Source organism: Streptomyces sp. NPDC037242, assembly GCF_055604165.1.
On the sequence record NZ_JBVJUY010000016.1, the window covers coordinates 1 to 19,346 of the forward strand.

General features: G+C 68.3%; 10 protein-coding genes. 4 read left to right on the forward strand and 6 right to left on the reverse strand.

Annotated elements, in window-relative coordinates:
* Positions 1–124: 124 nt before the first annotated feature.
* Together ACZ7GJ_RS20100 and ACZ7GJ_RS20105 are read right to left on the reverse strand one after the other, a co-directional pair.
* Positions 125–331 (reverse strand): tautomerase family protein, encoded by a 207-nt coding sequence (locus tag ACZ7GJ_RS20100; RefSeq protein WP_393819669.1) that lies wholly within the window; start codon positions 329–331, stop codon positions 125–127.
* Between the two features lie 55 nt (positions 332–386).
* Positions 387–1,121, reverse strand: a complete 735-nt coding sequence (locus ACZ7GJ_RS20105; RefSeq protein ID WP_470753373.1) for an SDR family NAD(P)-dependent oxidoreductase — start codon at positions 1,119–1,121, stop codon at positions 387–389.
* A gap of 115 nt (positions 1,122–1,236) precedes the next feature.
* On the opposite strand from ACZ7GJ_RS20105, the gene ACZ7GJ_RS20110 reads away from it, so the two are divergent.
* Positions 1,237–2,145, forward strand: a complete 909-nt coding sequence (locus ACZ7GJ_RS20110; protein ID WP_470753375.1) for a LysR family transcriptional regulator — start codon at positions 1,237–1,239, stop codon at positions 2,143–2,145.
* On the opposite strand, the gene ACZ7GJ_RS20115 is transcribed toward ACZ7GJ_RS20110, so the two are convergent.
* The 3 genes from ACZ7GJ_RS20115 to ACZ7GJ_RS20125 all read right to left on the reverse strand — a co-directional run bounded on the left by ACZ7GJ_RS20115 (position 2,142) and on the right by ACZ7GJ_RS20125 (position 7,712).
* A complete protein-coding gene (locus ACZ7GJ_RS20115; RefSeq protein WP_470753376.1) occupies positions 2,142–2,693 on the reverse strand; it encodes a DUF6817 domain-containing protein in 552 nt (183 codons plus the stop codon). The two genes, ACZ7GJ_RS20110 and ACZ7GJ_RS20115, sit on opposite strands and share 4 nt — an antisense overlap.
* A 120-nt stretch (positions 2,694–2,813) precedes the next feature.
* A complete protein-coding gene (locus ACZ7GJ_RS20120) occupies positions 2,814–7,091 on the reverse strand; it encodes a ricin-type beta-trefoil lectin domain protein (RefSeq protein WP_470753378.1) in 4,278 nt (1,425 codons plus the stop codon).
* A gap of 450 nt (positions 7,092–7,541) precedes the next feature.
* Entirely contained in the window at positions 7,542–7,712 is a 171-nt protein-coding gene (locus tag ACZ7GJ_RS20125) for a hypothetical protein (protein WP_470753380.1), read from the reverse strand.
* 94 nt (positions 7,713–7,806) lie between these two features.
* Between ACZ7GJ_RS20125 and ACZ7GJ_RS20130 the strand changes: the two genes are divergently transcribed.
* The 3 genes from ACZ7GJ_RS20130 (at position 7,807) to ACZ7GJ_RS20140 (ending at position 16,898) form a co-directional block, all read left to right on the forward strand.
* A complete protein-coding gene (locus ACZ7GJ_RS20130; protein WP_470753381.1) occupies positions 7,807–14,703 on the forward strand; it encodes a polymorphic toxin-type HINT domain-containing protein in 6,897 nt (2,298 codons plus the stop codon).
* Positions 14,704–14,730: 27 nt separating this feature from the next.
* Positions 14,731–15,123, forward strand: coding sequence for a hypothetical protein (locus tag ACZ7GJ_RS20135; protein ID WP_470753383.1), 393 nt, complete (start codon positions 14,731–14,733; stop codon positions 15,121–15,123).
* A gap of 1,199 nt (positions 15,124–16,322) precedes the next feature.
* Positions 16,323–16,898 (forward strand): helix-turn-helix domain-containing protein, encoded by a 576-nt coding sequence (locus tag ACZ7GJ_RS20140; RefSeq protein WP_470753385.1) that lies wholly within the window; start codon positions 16,323–16,325, stop codon positions 16,896–16,898.
* 537 nt (positions 16,899–17,435) lie between these two features.
* On the opposite strand, the gene ACZ7GJ_RS20145 is transcribed toward ACZ7GJ_RS20140, so the two are convergent.
* The gene (locus tag ACZ7GJ_RS20145) at positions 17,436–19,331 is read right to left on the reverse strand and encodes a tetratricopeptide repeat protein (protein ID WP_470753387.1); all 1,896 of its coding nucleotides are present in this window, start codon (positions 19,329–19,331) and stop codon (positions 17,436–17,438) included.
* Between the last annotated feature and the right edge of the window lie 15 nt (positions 19,332–19,346).

A 19,346-nucleotide genomic window follows, 5' to 3' on the forward strand; every position in this document is an offset into this window, starting at 1 on the left:
CCCCCCCCCCCCCCCCCCCCCCCCCCCCCCCCCCCCCCCCCCCCCCCCCCCCCCCCCCCCCCCCCCCCCCCCCCCCCCCCCCCCCCCCCCCCCACTGCCGTACGTCGGACGTCGCGCTCACGACCTACGCACGGTTGCGGCGGCGGTACTCCTCCGTCGGGACGCCGCCGACGCCCCAGTCCTCCAGGTCGACCTCGTCGATGAGGACGAAGGTGGTCGCCGGGTCCTTGTCGAGGACCTTGACCAGCAGATCGGTGACCCCTGCGATGATCTCGGCCTTCTGGGCGGCGGTGGCGCCTTCACGGGTGATCTTGACGTTGACGTACGGCATGGCGGTGAATGTCCTTCTGGAGGAGGTGGGTCGGGGGTGCGTGGGCTGATGGGGCTTACGCGCGGCCGGTGACGTGGCCGCCGTCCACGCGCAGGGCGTGCCCGGTGACGAACGTGGCGCCCGCGAGGTAGAGCACCGCATCGGAGATCTCGGCGACCTCGCCGACCCGGTTGAGCAGGGCGAGCCCGCCGAAGGAGTCCACGTCCGAACCCGCGTGCAGCGGGGTGCGGATGATGCCGGGCGATACGAGGTTGACGCGGATGCCGTCGGCCGCGAGCTCGGCGGCCAGGCTCGTGGTCAGCGCGTGCACGCCCGCCTTGCTGACCACCGGCGCGGAGGCCGGGAAGCCCGCCAGCGCGTGGTCCACGAGGACGGTGCCGATGTTGACGATGCTGCCGCCGCGGCCCTGTGCGCGCAGCGCCCGTACGACCGCCTGGGTGGTGACGTAGGTGCCCTTGAGGTTGCCCGTCAGGAACCCGTCGAGCTCCTCCTCGGTGACCTCGGTGAAGGGCTTGGAGGCGAACGTACCGGCGTTGTTGACCAGGACGTCGATCCCGCCGAAGCGGTCGAGGGCGGTGCGGACGAGCGACTCGCCGGTCTGCGGATCGGCGATGGCGCCCGCGACCCACGCCGTCCGCTCGGGGTGGCCGAGGTCGGCCGCGGCCTTGGCGAGGCGGTCGGGGTAGCGGCCGTTGAGGACGACGTTGGCTCCGCTCGCCAGGAAGGCGCGGGCGATGTCGAGGCCGATGCCGCTGGAGGAGCCGGTGACGAGGGCGGTGGTGGCAGTCATGGGTGTGTGCCTTTCGGGGCGGATGGATCAGTCGTCTCTGGGCGACACCAGGAACCTACGAGCCCTCAGCCCATAAGACCACGACGGAAATTGGAGCATGTCATAATCCAGGGTTATGGATGTGGATCTGCGTGACCTGGAACTTCTGCACGCCACCGCCGACGCGGGATCGCTGACCGCCGCCGCCGAGCGGCTCTACGTCAGCCAGCCCGCGCTCAGCCAACGCCTGACCCGGCTGGAAGCCCGTCTCGGCATGCCCCTGTTCGACCGCAAGGGCCGCCGCCTGATCCCCAACGCGGCGGGCCGCCGGCTGCTGGTCGCGGCTCGCCAGGTCATCGGCGAACTGGAGTCGGCCTCACGCGACTTGATGGAGATCCGCGACGGACGCGACCGGCGGGTCCGCTTCACGGCGCAGTGCAGCACCACCTTCCCCTGGCTGCCGCCCGTACTGCGCGCCTTCCGCGAGCGCGAGCCGGACATCGACGTACGCATCGAAACCGTCGCCGACGACGCACCGATCCCGGCGCTGCTCGCCGACCTCGTGGACGTGGCACTCGTCACCAAGCCCGACCTGCAGATGGAACGGGTCTCCCTGACGCGGCTGTTCGAGGACGAGATGGTGGCCGTGGTGCCTGCCGGACACCCGTGGGCGTCCCGCGAACACCTGACAGCCCGCGACTTCGACGGCGCCGACCTGGTCCTCTACGACTTCTACGACCAGAAGCGCGTCCCGTCGATGCCACTGCCGGTCCCCGCCGGTGCCCGGCCCGGGCGGATCACCACCATGCCCGTGGTGACCGACCTGGTGGTCGAGATGGTGGCGGGCGGCCAGGGCGTGACGGTACTGCCCAACTGGGTGGCCGCCCCGTACGTGACCTCGCACGCCCTCGCGCTGGTCCACATCGGCGCGCAGCCGCTGACCCGCACCTGGTTCTGCGCCACCCGACAGGGCCCCCGGCCGCCGCATCTGGACACCTTCGTCGAGGAACTCATCACGAACCTGACGGCCCCCCGCAGCAGTTAGTGACGCGTCAGCACGCCCGTGCAGTCCTGCCAGGCGGAGGGGCTGAGCAGCGGCTTGAGCGACGTGAACAGCGCGAGGAGGTCGGCGCCCCGGGCTGCGCGGAAGCCGGCGTCGATGCGCGCGATGTCCAGCTCGTTGGCGGCGGTGAGCTCGGCGAAGTCCTTGCGCTGCTGGAGGGTGGGCACGAACGTACGGCCGCTGAACCGATCGCGGAAGCCCGAGCCGGGCCGGGGGAGCCCGGGGTAGGAGGCGCCGCGGTCGCAGCTGGCGTAGAGGTACACGATGGATTCGGCCTCACCGCCGATCACGTCCACGAGCCGGCCACGCTGCGCGAGGGCCAACGGCGCGACGGCGAACCCGTCGGTCCCGTAGAACGCGTGGCACAACCCCGCGAGCTGAAGCGCGGGACGAGCCCCCCACTCCTCCAACTGCCCCCGCACCCGCCGCAGATGCGCCCCAAGCGTCCCCCCGGGATGCTCCACACCCGCACCCCCGAGCTCATCGAGCAGACACAACGCGGCGGCGACATGGTCAACCGGCAGCACCATGATCCCCCTCCCTCCTCGAAGCGCCCCAGCCTCACAAAGCCGCAACCCCCAGGTCAATCCCCGCTCCCGCTTGCCCACCCCCAAGCCCCACCTTGGGCCCGTCCGGTCTCGGATGGTGGGTTACGGGGTGGGGAGGGGCAGCGGGGCCGCGTTCAGGGTGGGGATGGTCCAGCGCTGGGGGCTGGTGCGGTTGCAGTCCCAGAGGTAGAGCTGGGTTCCGTTGCTCATGTTGCTGGCGTCGACGCAGCGGCCGGAGGCCGGGTTGTAGATGCTGCCGTCAGCGCGGGGCAGGAACTGCTGCGCCGGGTGGTTGTGGCAGGTGGTGAGCTGGATCAGGGTGCCGTTGGCAGTGCCGGCGTTGGAGGCGTCGAGGCACTTGTCCTGATGGCGGATGGTGCCGTCGGCGCGGATGTCGAACTTCTGGGCGGTGCCTCCGCTGATCTCGTTGCAGTCCCAGACCTGGATCTTGTTGCCGTCGGTGGTACTGCCGCGGTCGTTGTCGAGGCACTTGGCGGCCGAGGCGGTCAGGCTGATCTTGCTGGTGGTGGCTGGGGCGACGACGGGGGCAGTGTACGGGTAGACGGCGAGGTTGCTGATCCCGCCGGTGAAGCCGCCGAAGAGGTCGGGCCTGCCGTCGGACTGGTATCGGCCCATCACGAGCGGGCCGACCGGGGCCGGGCTGGTGGAGGCCTGGTGCTGGCCGGAGGCGGCGAGGACGCCGTTGACGTACAGGCTCATCAGGCCGGTGTCGGCGTTGTAGACGGCGGTCAGGCGCTGCCAGATGCCCGGGGTGTAGCGGGCGGCATCGTTGACGGCGTCGGCCCAGTCGTAGGGCCAGCCTCCGTCGTCGGCCTTGGCGAGGGCGAAGCGCCAGTTGTTGTTGGCCGGGTCGGCGTACAGGGTGAAGGCGCTGTTCCTGGCGCCGTCCTGGCTGGCGATCAGCCCGCCCTGGGCGCCGGGCTTGGCCCAGGTGCTGATGGTGAAGCTCTTGCGGGTGTCGATGGCGGCCTTGCCGGTGGTGATGGCGGACCCGGCGCCGTTGAAGGCGGCGTACGCGGCGTCGCGCCCGCCGATCTTCTCGGTGGGGAAGGTGATGCTGGTGGCTGTGGCGGGGTTGCTGCCGTTCGGGTTCGCAGCGGTGGCGCCGACGGAGTCAGGGGTGGTGGTGCCGCTCTGGCCGGTCAGCTTCCACTGGGCGGTCGGCATGTTGAGGTTGCCGAGGACGACCACCGCCGGGTCGATACCGGTGACGGCCGGGAAGGGCGCGGCGCTGCCGGTTCCACTGAAGGAGACGAGCTGCTGGTTGGTGTCGACGGCCCACAGGTCGGGGATGCCGTCACCAGTGAGGTCGCCGTCGGAACCCACGCGCGGGTAGGCCTTCGGGTCCAGCTTGCCGGCGATCAGGCCGGCGGCCGGGTCGGTGAAGCCGGTGAGGTCGGGTGCCTGAGCAGTGCCCTTCACCGAGAAGGCGTGCAGAGTGCCGTCCGTCTTCGAACGGGCCCACAGCGTCGGGAAGTCGGTTCCCTGCGCACGACCCGGGTTGATCAGGTCGTAGCCGTCCCAGCGGGTGTCGTTGGCGGAGAGCAGGATCGCACGGGTGGAGAGCTGGTTGGTGGTGCCGGACGTGCTCAGCCAGAGGCGTCCGCTTTCGACGAAGAGCAGGGACGTGCGAGGCAGGGTGTCCGGGGTGGGGCCGCTGTCGCCCGTGATGGAGCCGAAGGCCGCGATCTGGGTGACCTTGGACCAGTCGGTGCCGTAGCCGTTGGTGGCGCAGTCGATCGCGGTGTAGCTGGTGGTGACGCATTTGGCAGGCTTGTTGACCTGGTTGGGGTCCTTTCCGGCGAACCAGCCGCCATTGTTGTCGTTGGTGTAGAGGTAGAGATTGGGCCGCAGCGCTTGGTGGGCGAAGAGGTCGTCGACGGTCTTGCGCCCCGGGCTGCCGCGATGGCTGATCTGGATGTCGTTCCAGTTGTTGGAGTTGTCGGGGGCGGCTTGCATCTCCGCTGTGGGCGCACGGTGGGGGTCGTCGCCACCCGCGATGTTGCGCAGGTTTCCGGCTGAGTCGGGCAGGACGACGTCAGACTTCCGGTCGTTGTTGATGTCGCCGAAGATCGGGGCGGGGCTGTTCGGGTTGGAGGGGGCGTAGTAGCTGTAGACGACGGGCTGGGACATGTTGCCCGCCACGTCCTGGGTCTGCAGGTACACGTAGTTGGTCCCCCAGCGCGGCGGGGTGACCTTGATGGTTTCCGTGCCGCCGGTCAGCTTGACGATGCCGGGTGTGGCGTCGGTGCACTTCCAGCCGGTGGCGGCGGCCTTGACGGGGTCGGTCGTCCAGCGGGCGCAGGCGATGCCGGAGGTCCGGCCACCCGCGACCGGCGCCAGGTCGGTGCCGGTGAGAGTGAACGTTCCCTCTTGGCCGACGAGCTTGGGGTGGGCGCCGATGGTGCCGGATTCGGGGAAGTCGGTGGAGGTGACGGCCGCCGTGGGCGGGGTGCTGTCGACCCGGAACATACACGGATCGGTGGTGGCGCTTCTGAGTGTGCCGTCCGAGGTGTTCGACCACCAGCCGTAAAGGCGGCCGTCGGTCAGCCGCCCGATGTCGACGGTGTGGTCGCCGCTGTTCAGCCAGCCGGTCTGGGCGAACACGGCCTGGCCGTTGTTGTCGACGTCCCAGTACTGGAAGTTCGTCTGGAGCTGCTGACCCACGGCTGAGTTGGCGGCCACTGTAAGGGTGACATTGTTGTTGGCGCCGACCCAGCCCGCGTTGTCGGCAGGGTTCGGAACGCCCGGAGTGTTGCAGGCGGCGTAGGACGCGGTGTTCGCGAAGCCGGGCGTCGGGCGGGTGCGGGGCGAGCCGATCGTGGGGGTGACGTCGTACGTGACCGTGATGCGCGGGCTGTTGCTGAACCGCTGCCGGTAGTCCCTGTCTGATTCGTTGTCCGGCGCGAAGGCGAAAGTGAAGTCACGCCACCGGTCCCTGGCCGCGTTCCTCATCTGGGTCGTGACGTCGTACTGCACGTCACCGGTGCCCGAGATGTTGATACCGCCGATCTTGGTGCAACCGCCCATGTGGGAGAGGCGGTCACAAGGCTGGTTCCGCCAAGTGGTGGGGTTGCTGATGGGTCCTGTCCAGTAGAGGCCCATCGGAGTGGCCGTGGTCGGGCTGGAGGAGGAGACGACCGTGGCGTTCAGCCTGGCGTCGATGACCTCGGCGCCATGGATGGCGGAGTTGATCCCGACCTGGAAGTAGGCGCGCTCCTTGCCTTTCCTCTCACAGTTCGAGTAGCCGCAGTACCCGGCGGCGGGCTTGTCCTGACCGTCGACGGTGCCGTTGTACTCGTTGGTGTCCTCGTAGGCCTCCTGGACCTGGGACCAGGCCTGGGTCCCGTTGTCGGCCGTCGGGTTCCAGCCCGGGTCGATGTACCAGGGCCCGGTGCCCTGACTGAGCAGAGCGGCGTCAGGGACGAGCTGGATGCTGTTGGCAATGACGCTCGTGGCGATCCGTTCGACGGTGGCACCGGAGCCGGGCCCGTCGGAGCTGGAGGTGGCAGGTGCTTCCCCGGCCGCTTGGGCTGCCGCCGGGGCCGACTGCAGGCTGCGTGCACCCGCTGACTTCGCGGCCGATGATGGTGCCGACGTCGAGGTGCTCGCGGAGTCCCACATGATCGGAGTGGGGGCCGAGAACCGCGTCTTGCCCTGGGAGTCAGCGGCCTTGAGATTGCCTGCGGTGTCCGCGGAGACGGTCAACCCCTGGGTCTCGAAGGAGAGCTGGAGCTTCTTCACCGCAGGGTTCGCAGCGGCTGCAGTTGTCCGGACGATCAGGACCTGGCGCCAGCCGCCGACCGGGGTGGCGGTCAACTCGAGGTCCACGTCAGGGAGGACGGCCTGGTAGAGCGCGCTGTCCTTGTTGAGCACCGGCTTGGGCAGCGAGAAGGGGGCCTTGAGGGCCAACTGCTTGCCGTCAGCGGTGGTCATGGTGGCCATCGGACCGCTGCCGCCGCCGGAAAAGCTCACCTTCGAAGCCGCCGCTGCGGGAATCACGGTGCCGTCGGGGTTGGCGTGCAGGGTGGCGTCGAGTTTGCGCCAGTTCCCGTCCGCGCCCTTGACCCGTTCCGGCACGGGCGTGGTGTCACTGGTGAGGGTGCCGTCGGGGTTGGCGAGCGTCTGGGAGTGGCCCGTGGTCAGGTGCCCGATGGCCACGGGCTTGCCGGTGCTCCCGGCCTGGGCCCGGGCGTCGTCGACTGCCTTGTCCTCGGCGCTGGGAGCGGGCTTGGCCGTAGGAGCGGGCCAGTTGGTGGAGGCCGGGCCGTAGGCGCCCGTGCCATCGGCGAACGCCGGTGGACCGGTGAGGAGGCCAGCTCCGAGGGAGAGCACGGCGGCTCCGACGGTGGGAAGCACCAACGTTCTGGCGACCCGCCGCTTGCGGGGGGCCGCCAGCCTGGGCAGGAGTGATGGGAGTTTCGGCCTCATGGCGGAGGTCCTCGCTGTGAGCGGTGAGTGATCAGAAGTCAGGCGCACAATCCATTGCTGTCTGCAAAGTTGTCAACGGATTTTCAGATCCGGGTGTCCGATTCATGGCATGAAATGCCAACTTGTCAAAGGGGTGACATTGGTCATGTAGGCGGGTTTTGAGAATCCCCATGCGTTCCGAACGAGCGTTCCCATAGGGTGCGTTCGATCCGGTCTCACAGGTCCGGTGTTCATGTTTCCTGTGTCCTGTGGGGGGATTCAGTTGTCTCGTAGGGTTCGGTTCGCTGTGCGCTCCAAGCGCCGGCGGGCGAGTGTCGCGGTGGTCGCCGCGTTCACGGTGATGTTCTCTGGCCTGGGGCTTCCCATGGTCGAGGCGGCTCAGAAGCCGCCCAAGGTATGGGTGCCACCGAAGACGCCGCTGCCGGCCTCGAAGTCGGTGAGAGGCTCGGACGCGAAGGTCGCCGCCAAGCAGGCGCCGACTGGCCTGAGGTGGACGCCACCGGCGAACGCGAAGGCTCCGTCCGGCAGCGCCACCGTTGATCTGAACAACCAGGTCACATCCTCGACCGTGTTGGGGCCGCGTCCGGTTCAGGCCGGGTCTCTGCCTGTATGGCTCGCATCCGGGAATGGCGCAAATCATTCGGTGAAATCGTCATCCTCTCTGGCGGCCGGTGACAGCCGTGCCGCCGCCGACCGGGGCACACTCAAGGTCGAGGTGAAGGACGCGGCCAAGACCCGGTCCGCCGGAGTCAACGGCGCGCTCGTTGCCCTCATCGACGACGCGGGTACCGCCCCCGCGGGCAAGGTGCAGGTCGGCTTCGATGTCTCCTCCTGGGCGAAGTCCGCGGGTGCCAACTGGGCCGACCGCGCCCGACTGGTCCAACTGCCCTCCTGCGCCCTGATCACGCCGGGCGCTGCCGGCTGCACGACCCGTACGCCGGTCGCTTCGCACCGGGACACCACCGGACGCCTGGTCGCCGAGGTCGACGTACCGAAGAGCCCAACGGCTTCCACCTTCGCCCTGAAGGCGCAGCCCGGGGCGAAGTCCGCTCCTGCGGCGGCCCCGCAGATGCTGGCCCCGCAGGCCGTGGCCCTCGCTGTCGAAGCGGGCCCGTCCGGCTCAAGCGGTGACTACACCGCCACGCCGCTACCGCCCTCCGCCTCCTGGCAGGCAGGCGCCAACGCCGCGAACTTCACCTACGGCTACACGGTGGAACTCCCCTCGTCCATCGCCGGCGGCGCACCGAGCCTGGCTCTGAGCTACGACTCCTCCTCCATCGACGGCCGCACGGCGTCCGCCAACGCTCAGGCCGGCCTGTTCGGTGAGGGCTGGGATTGGAGTCCCGGCTCGATCTCGCGGTCGTACAAGGGCTGCAAGGATGCCGGTATCGCGGGCTCCGGCGACGAGTGCTGGTCCGGCGACATCCTCTCCCTGAACCTCGCCGGGCACGCCGGTCAGATCGTCCGGGACGACACGACCTGCGTCTACCGCCTCCAGGGCGAGGACGGCACGAAGATCGAACGCCTGACCGGCCAGCGCAACTCGGCCTGGAAGGGTGAGGCCTTCAAGGTCACCACCAGCGACGGCACGCAGTACTACTTCGGCTCCAACCGTCTGCCCGGCGGTGACGGTACCGACCCGGAAGCCAAGTCCGTCTCCACGGTCCCGGTGTACTTCAACAGCGGCCAGGACAAGTGCCTGGGCGCCGAGACTCCGGCGAACGGCTCATGGGCGCAGCTGGGCTGGCAGTGGAATCTCGACTACGTCGTGGACCCGCACCAGAACCTGATCACCTACCGGTACGAGCAGGAGGACAACCACTACGGGCGTGGCGGCGGCCAGAACAACGGCACCGGCACGACCACGAAGTACCAGCGCGCCGGCTACCCGACCTGGATCGGCTACGGCCAGCGCCTGCCCGACCAGATCGCTGCCAAGGGTACGGCCGAGCCCGCCGCCCAGGTGTGGCTGCGTACCGAGGAGCGCTGCTTCCCCGAGGGCTCCACGTGTGCCCCGGCCCAGCGGACGAAGGCGAACGCCACCCTCTGGCCGGACACCCCGGTCGACCAGGAATGCCCTGCCTCCGGCCAGTGCCTGAACCTGTCTCCGACCTACTTCACCACCAAGCGCATCAAGGCGATCGACACCGAGGTCCGCGACGGCACCAAGTGGCGCCCCGTCGACTCGTACGCCCTCAACCAGCGCTTCGAGTCCCCGGGTGACGGAACCTCGCCCACCCTGTGGCTCGACTCGATCGTGCGCACGGCCTCCAACGGCAAGACGCCGCTGTCGCTGCCGCCGGTCACCTTCGCACCGCTGCAGATCGCCAACCGTGTCGACGGCGTGGTCAAGCGCCCCGACGGCACCGAGGCCTCCGCGCCCCGCTACAACCGGCCCCGCATCCAGACGATCACCACCGAAACAGGTGGCCGGATCAACGTCGTCTACAAGGCTGCGGAGTGCTCGCGTCTCGCGGGCACCATGCCGTCCTCCGAGGACGGCAACACGATGGCCTGCATGCCGGTCAAGTGGTACCTGCCGGGCCAGTCCTTCCCGGACCCGGTCAACGACTGGTTCAACAAGGTCGTCGTCCAGTCCGTCACCCAGCAGGACACCGTCGCCGGCCAGGTCGCCGTCGTCACCGACTACGAGTACGGCGGCGGCATCGCCTGGCACCGCAACGACTCCGAGTTCACCGACCCCAAGACCCGCACCTGGGACCAGTTCCGAGGCTTCGCCACCGTCACCACCCGTACCGGTAGCGCCAACGCCGCCGACGCCCCGCGTACCAAGTCCGTGGCCACGTACCTGCGGGGCATGGACGGCGACACCCTCGCCAACGGCAGCAAGCGCAGTGTCACCGTCTCGGACGCCCAGGGCGGTTCCATCAAGGACGAGGACGTCCTCTCCGGTTTCGTCCGCCAGACGCAGACGTACGACCGGGATGGCGGGACGGTCGTCTCCGACGAGGTCACCACCCCCTGGATCGGCGCCGTCACCGCGACCCGCGCCCAGTCCGGCGGCATGCCCGCCATCACGGCCCGTGCGATGAACACCCTCAAGGTCACCAGCCGGGCGAAGCTGGCCAACGGCACCTGGCGCACCGGCGAACGCAGCTCGAAGTACGACGACACGCTGCTGTCACGGCCGACACAGGTCGATGACCTGGGAGATGTGTCCCGCCCGGCTGAGCGCCTGTGCACCACCTTCGAGTACGCCACCGGCCCCGGGGGCGCGCTCACCGAACTCACCTCCCGCACCTTGGTGATCTCGGGTGGCTGCGGGCAGACCCCGACCACGGCGAACACCGTCGGTGACACGCGCTCGTACTTCGACAACCTGCCGTACGGGCAGACGGGCGCGACCGCCGACGGCACGGGCACAGAGGTCCTGGAGAAGTACGACGGTGCCGGCAAGCCGGTCTACCGCCTCAACTCCACCTCGACGTACGACGCCTACGGCCGTGTCACCAGCAATACCAACCAGACCCGCAAGGACGCGGCCCACCCGGGCGGCGCCGTGACCAAGACGGAGTACACCCCGGCTACCGGTGCCCTGGCCAAGGAGGTCACCCACACCAACCCGCTCGGCTGGAAGTCCGTCAACACCCTCGACATCGGCCGCTCCCTGCCACTGAAGACGACCGACGAGAACGGCCACGTCGCGGAACGCGACTACGATGCCTTCGGCCGAGTCATCTCCGTGTGGCAGCCGGGTCAGAACCGTACGAGCAACGACCCTCCGGTTCGCAAGTTCTCATACGCCATGAACGGCACCAACGCACCGAGCTTCGTTCTGAGCCAGACGCTCATGAGCAATAACTCGTACATCTCCAGCTACACCATCTACGACGGCCTGGGCCGTGTCCGCCAGACCCAGGCGCGTACCCCCTCCGGTGTCGCCGGAAGGATGATCACCGACGCACTCTTCGACTCGCACGGGTACCAGGTCAAGACCAGCTCCGCCTATTACAACAACAGCCCTGACGGGCCGTCCGGCGCCCTGTTCCTGCCCAACGGCGGAGTGAACCCCGACAGCCAAATCCCGTCCCAGACCGTGTCCGTCTTCGACGGCCTGGGGCGCACCACTGCCTCCGTGTTCCAGTCCTACGGTGTCGAGCAGTGGCGTTCCACGACCGAGTACGCGGGTGCTGACGAGGTCCGCCAGATCCCGCCGAACGGCGGTTTCGCGAAGGCCACCATCACCAACGGTCTGACCACCGCCGTCCGCCAGTACAAGAGCAACACCCCCACCGGCGAGTACGACGAGACGACCTACCTGAGCAACACACAGGGACAGGAGCTCTCCCGCAAGGACTCCGCCGGCAACGAGTGGACCTTCACCTACGACCTCCTCGGCCGTGTCGTGAAGACCACCGACCCGGACGTCGGTACCGGTACCACCGTCTACGACGACAGCAAGAACCTCACCACCGCTACCGACGCCCGAGGCAGGAGCACGACCTCTGTCTCCGATCTCCTCGGTCGGCCTGTCGCTAGCTATGAGGGCGCGGCCGTCGACCCTGCCAAGCAGGTCAGTGCCACCACCTACGACAGCAAGGCCCTCGGCAAGCCGACCACCACCACCCGTTACGTGGGTGGGGCGGCAGGTGCTGCTTACGTCTCGGAAGTCACCGGCTACGACGCCGGCTACCGCCCCCTCGGTACCAAGGTCACCATCCCCGCGGCCGAGAAGGAACTGGCCGGCGTTTACACGACCACGAACACCTACGACAAACACGGCAAGCTCACGAGCAGTGACCTGCCTGCCATCAGCGCCGCCGGTCTGGACACGGAGACGCTGACGTTCGGTACCGACATTGCCGGCAACCTCACGTCGCTCGACGGCACGACGGGGCCCTTCATTACGCCCTACCTCGTGGACGTGCGCTACGACCCGTACGGCCGTGCCGTCCGCTCCACCCTTGGCGATACCGGCCTTCAGATCGTGTCGACCGTCGACTACGACGAGGCCACCGGCAAGGTCATCCGCTCCACCCTGGACAAGCAGACCGCGGCTACTGCCAGCGTCGACGTCAACGACTACACCTACAACCGCGCCGGCCAGATCACCTCCATCGGCAACACGCAGGACGGCGCCACGCGCGACCTGCAGTGCTTCACACACGACTACCTGGGCCGCCTCACCCAGGCGTGGACCGACACCGGCACTCAGGCCACCGAGCCCGAGCCCTCCGTCCGCGGTATCGGCAACTGTGCCAACACCGGTGGCCCGGCGGTCGACAGCGCTGGAAAGCCGAGCGTGGGCGGCCCCGCCCCGTACTGGCAGCAGTACGAATACGACAAGCTCGGCAACCGCAAGAAGCTGGTCCGCAAGGACGTCACCGGCGACGCGGCCAAGGACACTACGATCACCCAGACCTTCGGTATCGGCCCGAACGTCCCCTCCTCCGACCCGAAGACGGGCGGTGGTACGGGCGGCCCGCACGCCCTCATGACCTCCACGGAGACCGGGCAGGCCGGCACGAAGGTCACCTCGTACACCTACGATGCCGGCGGCAACACTGCCTCCATCACCAGCACTCCTGGTACCAAGACGCTGACATGGAACGCCCAGGGCAAGCTCGACAAGGTCATCGGGACCGGTGAGAGCGCCGGAACCAGCTACCTGTACGATACGGGCGGCAACCAGCTGATCCGTCGAGACCCCGGCAAGACCACCCTGAATCTGGGTCCCGACCAGATCGCCCTCGACACGGCCACCGGCAAGGTGTCCAACGTCCGTTCGTACGGCGCCCCGGGCGGCCTGTCCGTCACGCGCACGACCACCGGCGGCAACTCGACGCTCACCTACCAGGCCTCGGACCACCACGGAACCAACGGCGTCCAGTTCAACGCCACTGACCTCGCACAGGCCCGCCGTCCCGCGGACCCGTTCGGCAACGAGCGCGGCCCCCAGCCGACCCCGGGGACATGGGCAGGAGACAAGGGCTTCGTCGGCGGCACCAAGGAGAAGGCCACCGGCTTCACACTCCTCGGCGCCCGCGAATACGACCCCACCACCGGCCGCTTCATCAGCCCCGACCCGCTCATCGACGCAGGCGACCCCCAGCAATGGAACGCTTACAGCTACGCGAACAACAGCCCGATCAACAAGTCCGACGCGACGGGTCTGGCGCCTACGTGTGAAGGCTCGCAGAACTGTGCATCGGAACGGAACTGGTGGAGGGCGAGGCAGGGGTACGCGCCGGCCAATGTGACGCCTCCCCCCACCGGGGGCGACGACGCCGGCCAGGCTCTGGTTGACGAGGCCAACAAGAAGGTCAACGAGGCCAAGAAGAAGCGCGACCACCTCATAAGCCAGGTCGTCGACCTGATCGGCGACCTGATCGGCTACAACGACGCCCGGGACTGCTTCACCAAGGGCGACGTGATGGCCTGCATCAACACGGCCCTCAACTTCGTCCCGTTCGGCAAGATCGCCAAGGCCATCAAGGTCGGCATCAAGGCCTTCAAGATCTACAAGGAAGTCAACAAGGCCTACGACGCCGTACACGCGGCTGAACGAGGGGCCAGCGAGGCACTCAGCGCCTACACGCGCAGCAAGAAGGCGATAGCCGAAGCCCGAGCGGCGGAGGCCAAGGCAAGCCAGGCGGCAGCGGAGAAGGCCGGCGCAGAGTCGGCCACCGACGCGGCGGGCACCGAGGCCCAAGCGGTCAGATCCGAGGCCGACGACGCTGCTGCCGAGGTCGGGGTGGCATGCGCGAAGAAGAACAGCTTCCCCACTGGTACCCGAGTCCAGATGGCCGACGGCACGACCAAGGCAATCGAGGATGTCAGGGTCGGCGACAAGGTCCTGGCGACCGACCCTCAGACGGGCGAGACCGCACCCAAGACCGTAACCGCCACCATCACCACCCCTGACGACAAGGAATTCACCGACCTCACCCTCACCGACGAGGCCGGCCCCCGCGGCCCGCCGGTCGAGATCACCTCGACCTACCACCACCCGTACTGGAGCGAAAGCCGCCACCAGTGGGTCGACGCCGGCGAACTCACCCCCGGCGAGCAGCTCCGCCAGCCCAACGGCGACACGCTCACGGTCCGAAGCGCCCGCAACTACCCGCGAGCCGTCACCACGCACAACCTCACGGTCGACGACCTCCACACGTACTATGTGCTCGCTGGCAGCACCCCAGTACTGGTTCACAATTGTGACACCCGGCCGGACTTCAACTCAGATCAGTCCGCTGGCGCTCACTACGCAAAGCACGTCAAGGGCGTTGATTTCAGAATAAAGAAGGGTGTGCCGCGCGAGCCGCGCGCGACGGTTATCGACATGCCCGAGTTCAATGGCCCCGGCGGGCGTAAGGCATATCGTGAGGCCGCAAGGGATTTCATGGCTGGGGATGGCCCGGACGGGGCTATCAGTGTCACAACCAGCAGTGGGGGAATGCATCGCTTTGATCCGGCCACCGGATACTACGGATACCTCAATAGCGGTGGAACTATCTCCACATTCTTCCGCCCCGAGGAAGGCCTTTCGTACTTCCGTCGCTCGGTAATGAAGTACCGCTAGCAAGCAGGTCTGCCAACGGAGGTCAAGTTGCTGCTCGTCGAGCTGTTCACAGAGGCACTTAGGGGCTCCGGGCGGCGCCACCCAGAGACCCCGGGGCGTGCACTCGAAATATGGTCCGATTTCGTGGAGGACTGCGAGGAAGGCTACTCGGCAAGCCTCTTCGAATACTGGGACGATCTGTCAATCAGGAGATTCCTGCAGACTGTAATTGAGGTTCCGGGCGCCAAGGACTCACCTGATGTTGCATGGTTTATCGCGGAGGTGCTCGAAATCGATCTACGCTTCAAGGCGGTGCTGGAGGACGGCTTCACCGTCCCTGGGGGCTGGGGATGGTGGGACCAAAAGATTCCAAGGTTCTCAGGCGAGGACATGGCGCGCGATGTAAAAGATCAGTACCGTTTCGAGATGGAAGTGATCTAGCGTTCCACGAATCTCGATACTGAGGATATTTGAGGCAGTGATTAGTTAGATCTCCTGACCAGGGGCCCCGCTGGAATGATTCAGGCGGGGCCCCTGCAGTCTCTGACGGCAGTAGTTGACGGCAGCGCCATAGGACGAGTGCTGATGCGGCCAGGTGATGGGAGTCGTGAGGAACTCCGCAGCAACCGCACCACCAGTCCGGCCAGCAGCGGAGCTGTTCAGAGTTTCTTTACTTGATCAAGGCGGCTCGCTGACGCGGCCCGCGCGCGCTCCGGCCCCTCGGGGCCGCCGTCCGCTCCTGTCTCCGCCCCGCCTGCCGGAGGCCCCGCTGGTCCGGGCGCGCAACAGCCGGCAGCGTGGGTTGTTCTGGGGCGCTGCCGCAGGCCCCGGCCCTCTCTCCAATAGCCCGTACACCTCGTGGACGACTAGTCCTGAGGTTGCGCGAAGTTCGCCATGGGGATGCGTGAAGGGGAAACTCCAGGCGTGATTCTCAGAATTTCACTTCCAACCCCAGGCAATTCACTCCGCCAAATGGCCCTATATGGAGAAGGTAAATGGGGCGAGAGTGAAGTTCTCCTGGAGAATCTTGTGCAAGGTGCCAAGGTATTCGATCTGCGCTGACTATCGATCAGGTAGACATCAGGGACGGGAGTCACATGTCGATGGAGATTGACGGGCCCGCGGCTCGCCGCATGCTAGGCACACTTGCTGGCTCGGGTTGGGTCTCTGCCCGACGCGGGCTAGAGATCTTGGCCCGCCTGAACGGGTTCTCCTAGCACGCTGCCTCGGCAGCGAGGCGCGATGTGGAGGCGCTCTATTCGTCCCGTGCGGCAGGACTCCAGGGAGGGGGTAGTGAGCCGGAGGAACTCGACAGGTTCTTTGAGGCGATTCGAGGTAGCTCCCTGACGGAAGTTCAGGTCTTCTCGGTCTCACGTGGCGACTGGTCGTGTGTTTGTATTGTCGCGCCTAACCTGAGAGATGTTGTCGGATCGACCGCAATTCGCATTGGGCAGGCACCCTGAAATGGTCTACGAATAATGGGCTGGCGCCTATGATTCACCCGAAGCCCCTAGGGGATTCCTGATCAAAAAGCGTTTCGTTGAGGCTTCGAGTTCAGCAAGTCTTGAATAGAAAAATGTCGCCGGGGAGTGCATGAATGCACTCCCCGGCGACGGCTGTCATATGGTCAGGAGGGGGCCTTGACGCTGACGTTGAAAGGGCAGGGTGACAGCGGGCGTTGGCGGTGCTACATCCTCGTCATGAGGTATGCGGATGGCGGCGGTTTGACCGACGTGGGGCGGGCGAAGCGTGAAGCGGTGCGCTTTGAGGCCGCGGAGATATTCGGGCAGGGGGTGCGGCCGCCGGAGGTGGCCTCCCGGTTACGGGTGACGCGGAAGTCGGCGTACGCCTGGCACGCAACCTGGCGCTACGGCGGCAAGTCGGCCCTGTGCTCCAAGGGGCCTGGCGGCTTTCCCTGTCAGCTCAACGATGACCAGGCAGAACGGCTACAGGCCGAGCTGGATGCCGGCTCTGCAACGCACGGCTGGAGCGAGGACCAGCGGTGGACCCTCGCGCGCGTGGCCGAGCTGATCCACAGGCTATTCGGGTACCAGTACACGCCTCGTGGGAGGTCGTATCTGCTGCACCGGCTGGGCTGGTCACCGCAGGTTCCCGCGCACCGGGCGGTCGAGCGCGACGATCAGGCCGTCGAGCTGTGGCGGACGGAGCAGTGGTCACGGATAAGAGGACGGCCCGGCTCCTGGGCGCGTGGATAGTCTTCGAGGACGAGGCCGGGCAGGACCTGAAACCCGGCAAGGACCGGACCTGGGCACGGCGGGGCAGTGCGCCGCTGGTCAGAGTGACGGGCAAGGGTTCGGCCGGTCCGGATGGCCGGGATGATCTGCGTCAGACCGGGTCGTGAGACCCGGCTGATCTACCGGACGTAGACGTACCGAGGCCGTACCGGAAAGAAGAAGGGCTTCCGGGCGTCACCGTGTTCCCGATCCGCGACTCAGGTGGGGGTGCACAGTGAGCACATCCAGGAGCTACGCGGGCCGCATGCATCGCGGCGTAGGTCGTGGAAGGGGTCTGTCCAGTTGCTTGCGTGATACTCCCGGTCCGGAGGGTGAGTCCGTGCAGCGTGGCGGCGGTTGCCTTGGGCGGTGGTGAGAAGACGGTGGCGTTCGGCGGCTGTGAGTGGTTCGGATCGGGGTGGGGGAGGTGAGCGCAGCGGGGCTGCCTTGTGCGGACGCCGCGGTTGGTGGGGACGCTCTGCTGGGTGAGCTCCCGGCGTGCAGTTGCTGGGCGGGGATTTAGCGGGGGCGGCCGAAGAGGCGGGATAGGAGGGAGCGGGGTTTGCGGGGATGGGGGGTTGTGCGGGAGGCCAGGGCCGCCGTGATTTCTGCTTGGCGGGCTGCGGCGTCCGGGGCGGGTTGGGCGTGGAACTCCGTTGCTGCCGACAGCATTCTGGCGGCCAGGTCGAGGAAGGTCGGCTGGAGCCACGGGCAGGCCAGCACCAGGTGGCAGAGCGAGGCGAGGATCGTCGCGTCGCGGTCCTGCCAGGCTTTGCCCACCGCCATCATGCGGTCGACCAGGCGGGCCCCGATGTCCTCGCGGCTCGTGGGGTCCGTCCAGGCCGTGGCGAGGAGGGCGAAGCCCGCGGCCTCGTTGGTCCAGTCCTCCGCGCCGAAGAGGAGGTCCAGGAGGACGGCCCTGCGGCGGGACTCCGTCCAGGGCTCGTCCGCGCGGTGGTGAGCCAGGCCCAGGCACGCGAAGGTCTGCACCGCCCGCACCCACATCTCGGGCCGGCGGCCCAGCAGGTACGCCCCCTGCTCGTCCTCCCGGGGCAGTGGCGGGTGCACGCACACGGCCAGCAGGTCCTCGGCGGACAGCCCGGCGAGCCGTACGGCGTGGTCGTACGCGGCGCCCGGCGCCGACCAGCTCAACGCGGCGACCTGGCGTACGAGTTCCGCGGCCTCGGGCGACGGCGGGTCGACGGCGGGGCGGGCGTCGAGGCCGTCGAACTGCCACAGGGCGGTGTCGACGCGGTACTGCGCAGCCCGCGGATCCGGCGCGGGCAACGCCTGGTAGTCGAGCTTCGAGCGCGGGAAGCCCATGCGCAGGGCCAGTCGCGTGCTGGGCGCCTCCAGGGCGGAGCCGAGCAGCTCGATCTCGTGGTCGCGGGCGCTCTCGGGGTTGGCGAGCATCTGGTGCAGCACGTTGACGCTCGCTTCGAGCGCGTGGTGCACGTGCCCGAGCCACGGCGCGTCGTCACAGAGCCCGTTCAGGAGGTGGGCGGCGTAGCCGTGGTCGGGGTGCGCGCGCAGGTGGTCGGAGAGGGCGAGCAGATGCTCCGTACCGCCGTCGACGGCGTGGCGCAGGGCGAACGCGGCCGGGGCGGCTTTGGGATGGTCGGGCTCCGCGGCCAGGGCGCGGTCGAGCCAGGCCAGGCCCTCGGCGGGGCGGCCGGTCTTCCCGTAGAGCTCGGCGACGTCCACGTACAGGTGCAGGTCGGAGGGGTCGCGGGCGAGCTCCGCCTCCCAGACGGCGAGGGCGTCGTCGGGGCGACCGGCGGCGTTGAGCGCGGAGCCGAGGATGACGGCCTGCGTGTGGCCCGGCTCCAGCTGCTGGGCGCGCTCGGCCCAGGCGACGGCGTCGGCCGTGTCGCCGAAGCGGCGGGCCAGGGCGGAGGCCATCGCGTGCAGCAGCGGGTGCTCGGGCCGGGCGGCGACGCACGCTCCGACCAGCGCGTAGAACGGCCGGACACCGTCGTGGAGCTGCGGTGGCAGCGGATCTGGCAGGTTGCGGGAGAGCCCGGCGACGGCCCGGGTGACGGCGTCCGGTGAAAGGCGGCCGGGCAGGGCGGGGTCGGCCAGCCAGGCGACCTCCGCCCAGGGGCGTTCGGGGTCGGCGCCGATCACCGCGGTGAGCGCGGCGAGGGCCGGCTCCCACTGCCCGGCGGCCGCGTGGAGCTGGGCCACGCAGGCGATCGAGCCGATGTAGGGCTCGTCCTCGGGGAACAGTTCCAGGGCGGCGACCGGACCGCCGGCGGCCGCGGCGAGTTCGCTCAGGGCCTCGTAGGCGTCGGGACAACGCGGGTCGGTGGTCAGCGCGTTGCCGAGGTGCTTCGCCGCATGCCCCAGGTCCCCGCTGTCGATGGCGAGGCGGGCAACCGCCACTTCGCCTTCGGCTTCGAGCCGCTCGTCCATCTCTCCGTCTCCCCC

Bases quoted from the DNA above. Each gene is read 5' to 3' on its own strand.
- ACZ7GJ_RS20100 (WP_393819669.1), bottom strand. From the start codon at position 331: ATGCCGTACGTCAACGTCAAGATCACCCGTGAAGGCGCCACCGCCGCC.
- ACZ7GJ_RS20105 (WP_470753373.1), bottom strand. From the start codon at position 1,121: ATGACTGCCACCACCGCCCTCGTCACCGGCTCCTCCAGCGGCATCGGC.
- ACZ7GJ_RS20110 (WP_470753375.1), top strand. From the start codon at position 1,237: ATGGATGTGGATCTGCGTGACCTGGAACTTCTGCACGCCACCGCCGAC.
- ACZ7GJ_RS20115 (WP_470753376.1), bottom strand. From the start codon at position 2,693: ATGGTGCTGCCGGTTGACCATGTCGCCGCCGCGTTGTGTCTGCTCGAT.
- ACZ7GJ_RS20145 (WP_470753387.1), bottom strand. From the start codon at position 19,331: ATGGACGAGCGGCTCGAAGCCGAAGGCGAAGTGGCGGTTGCCCGCCTC.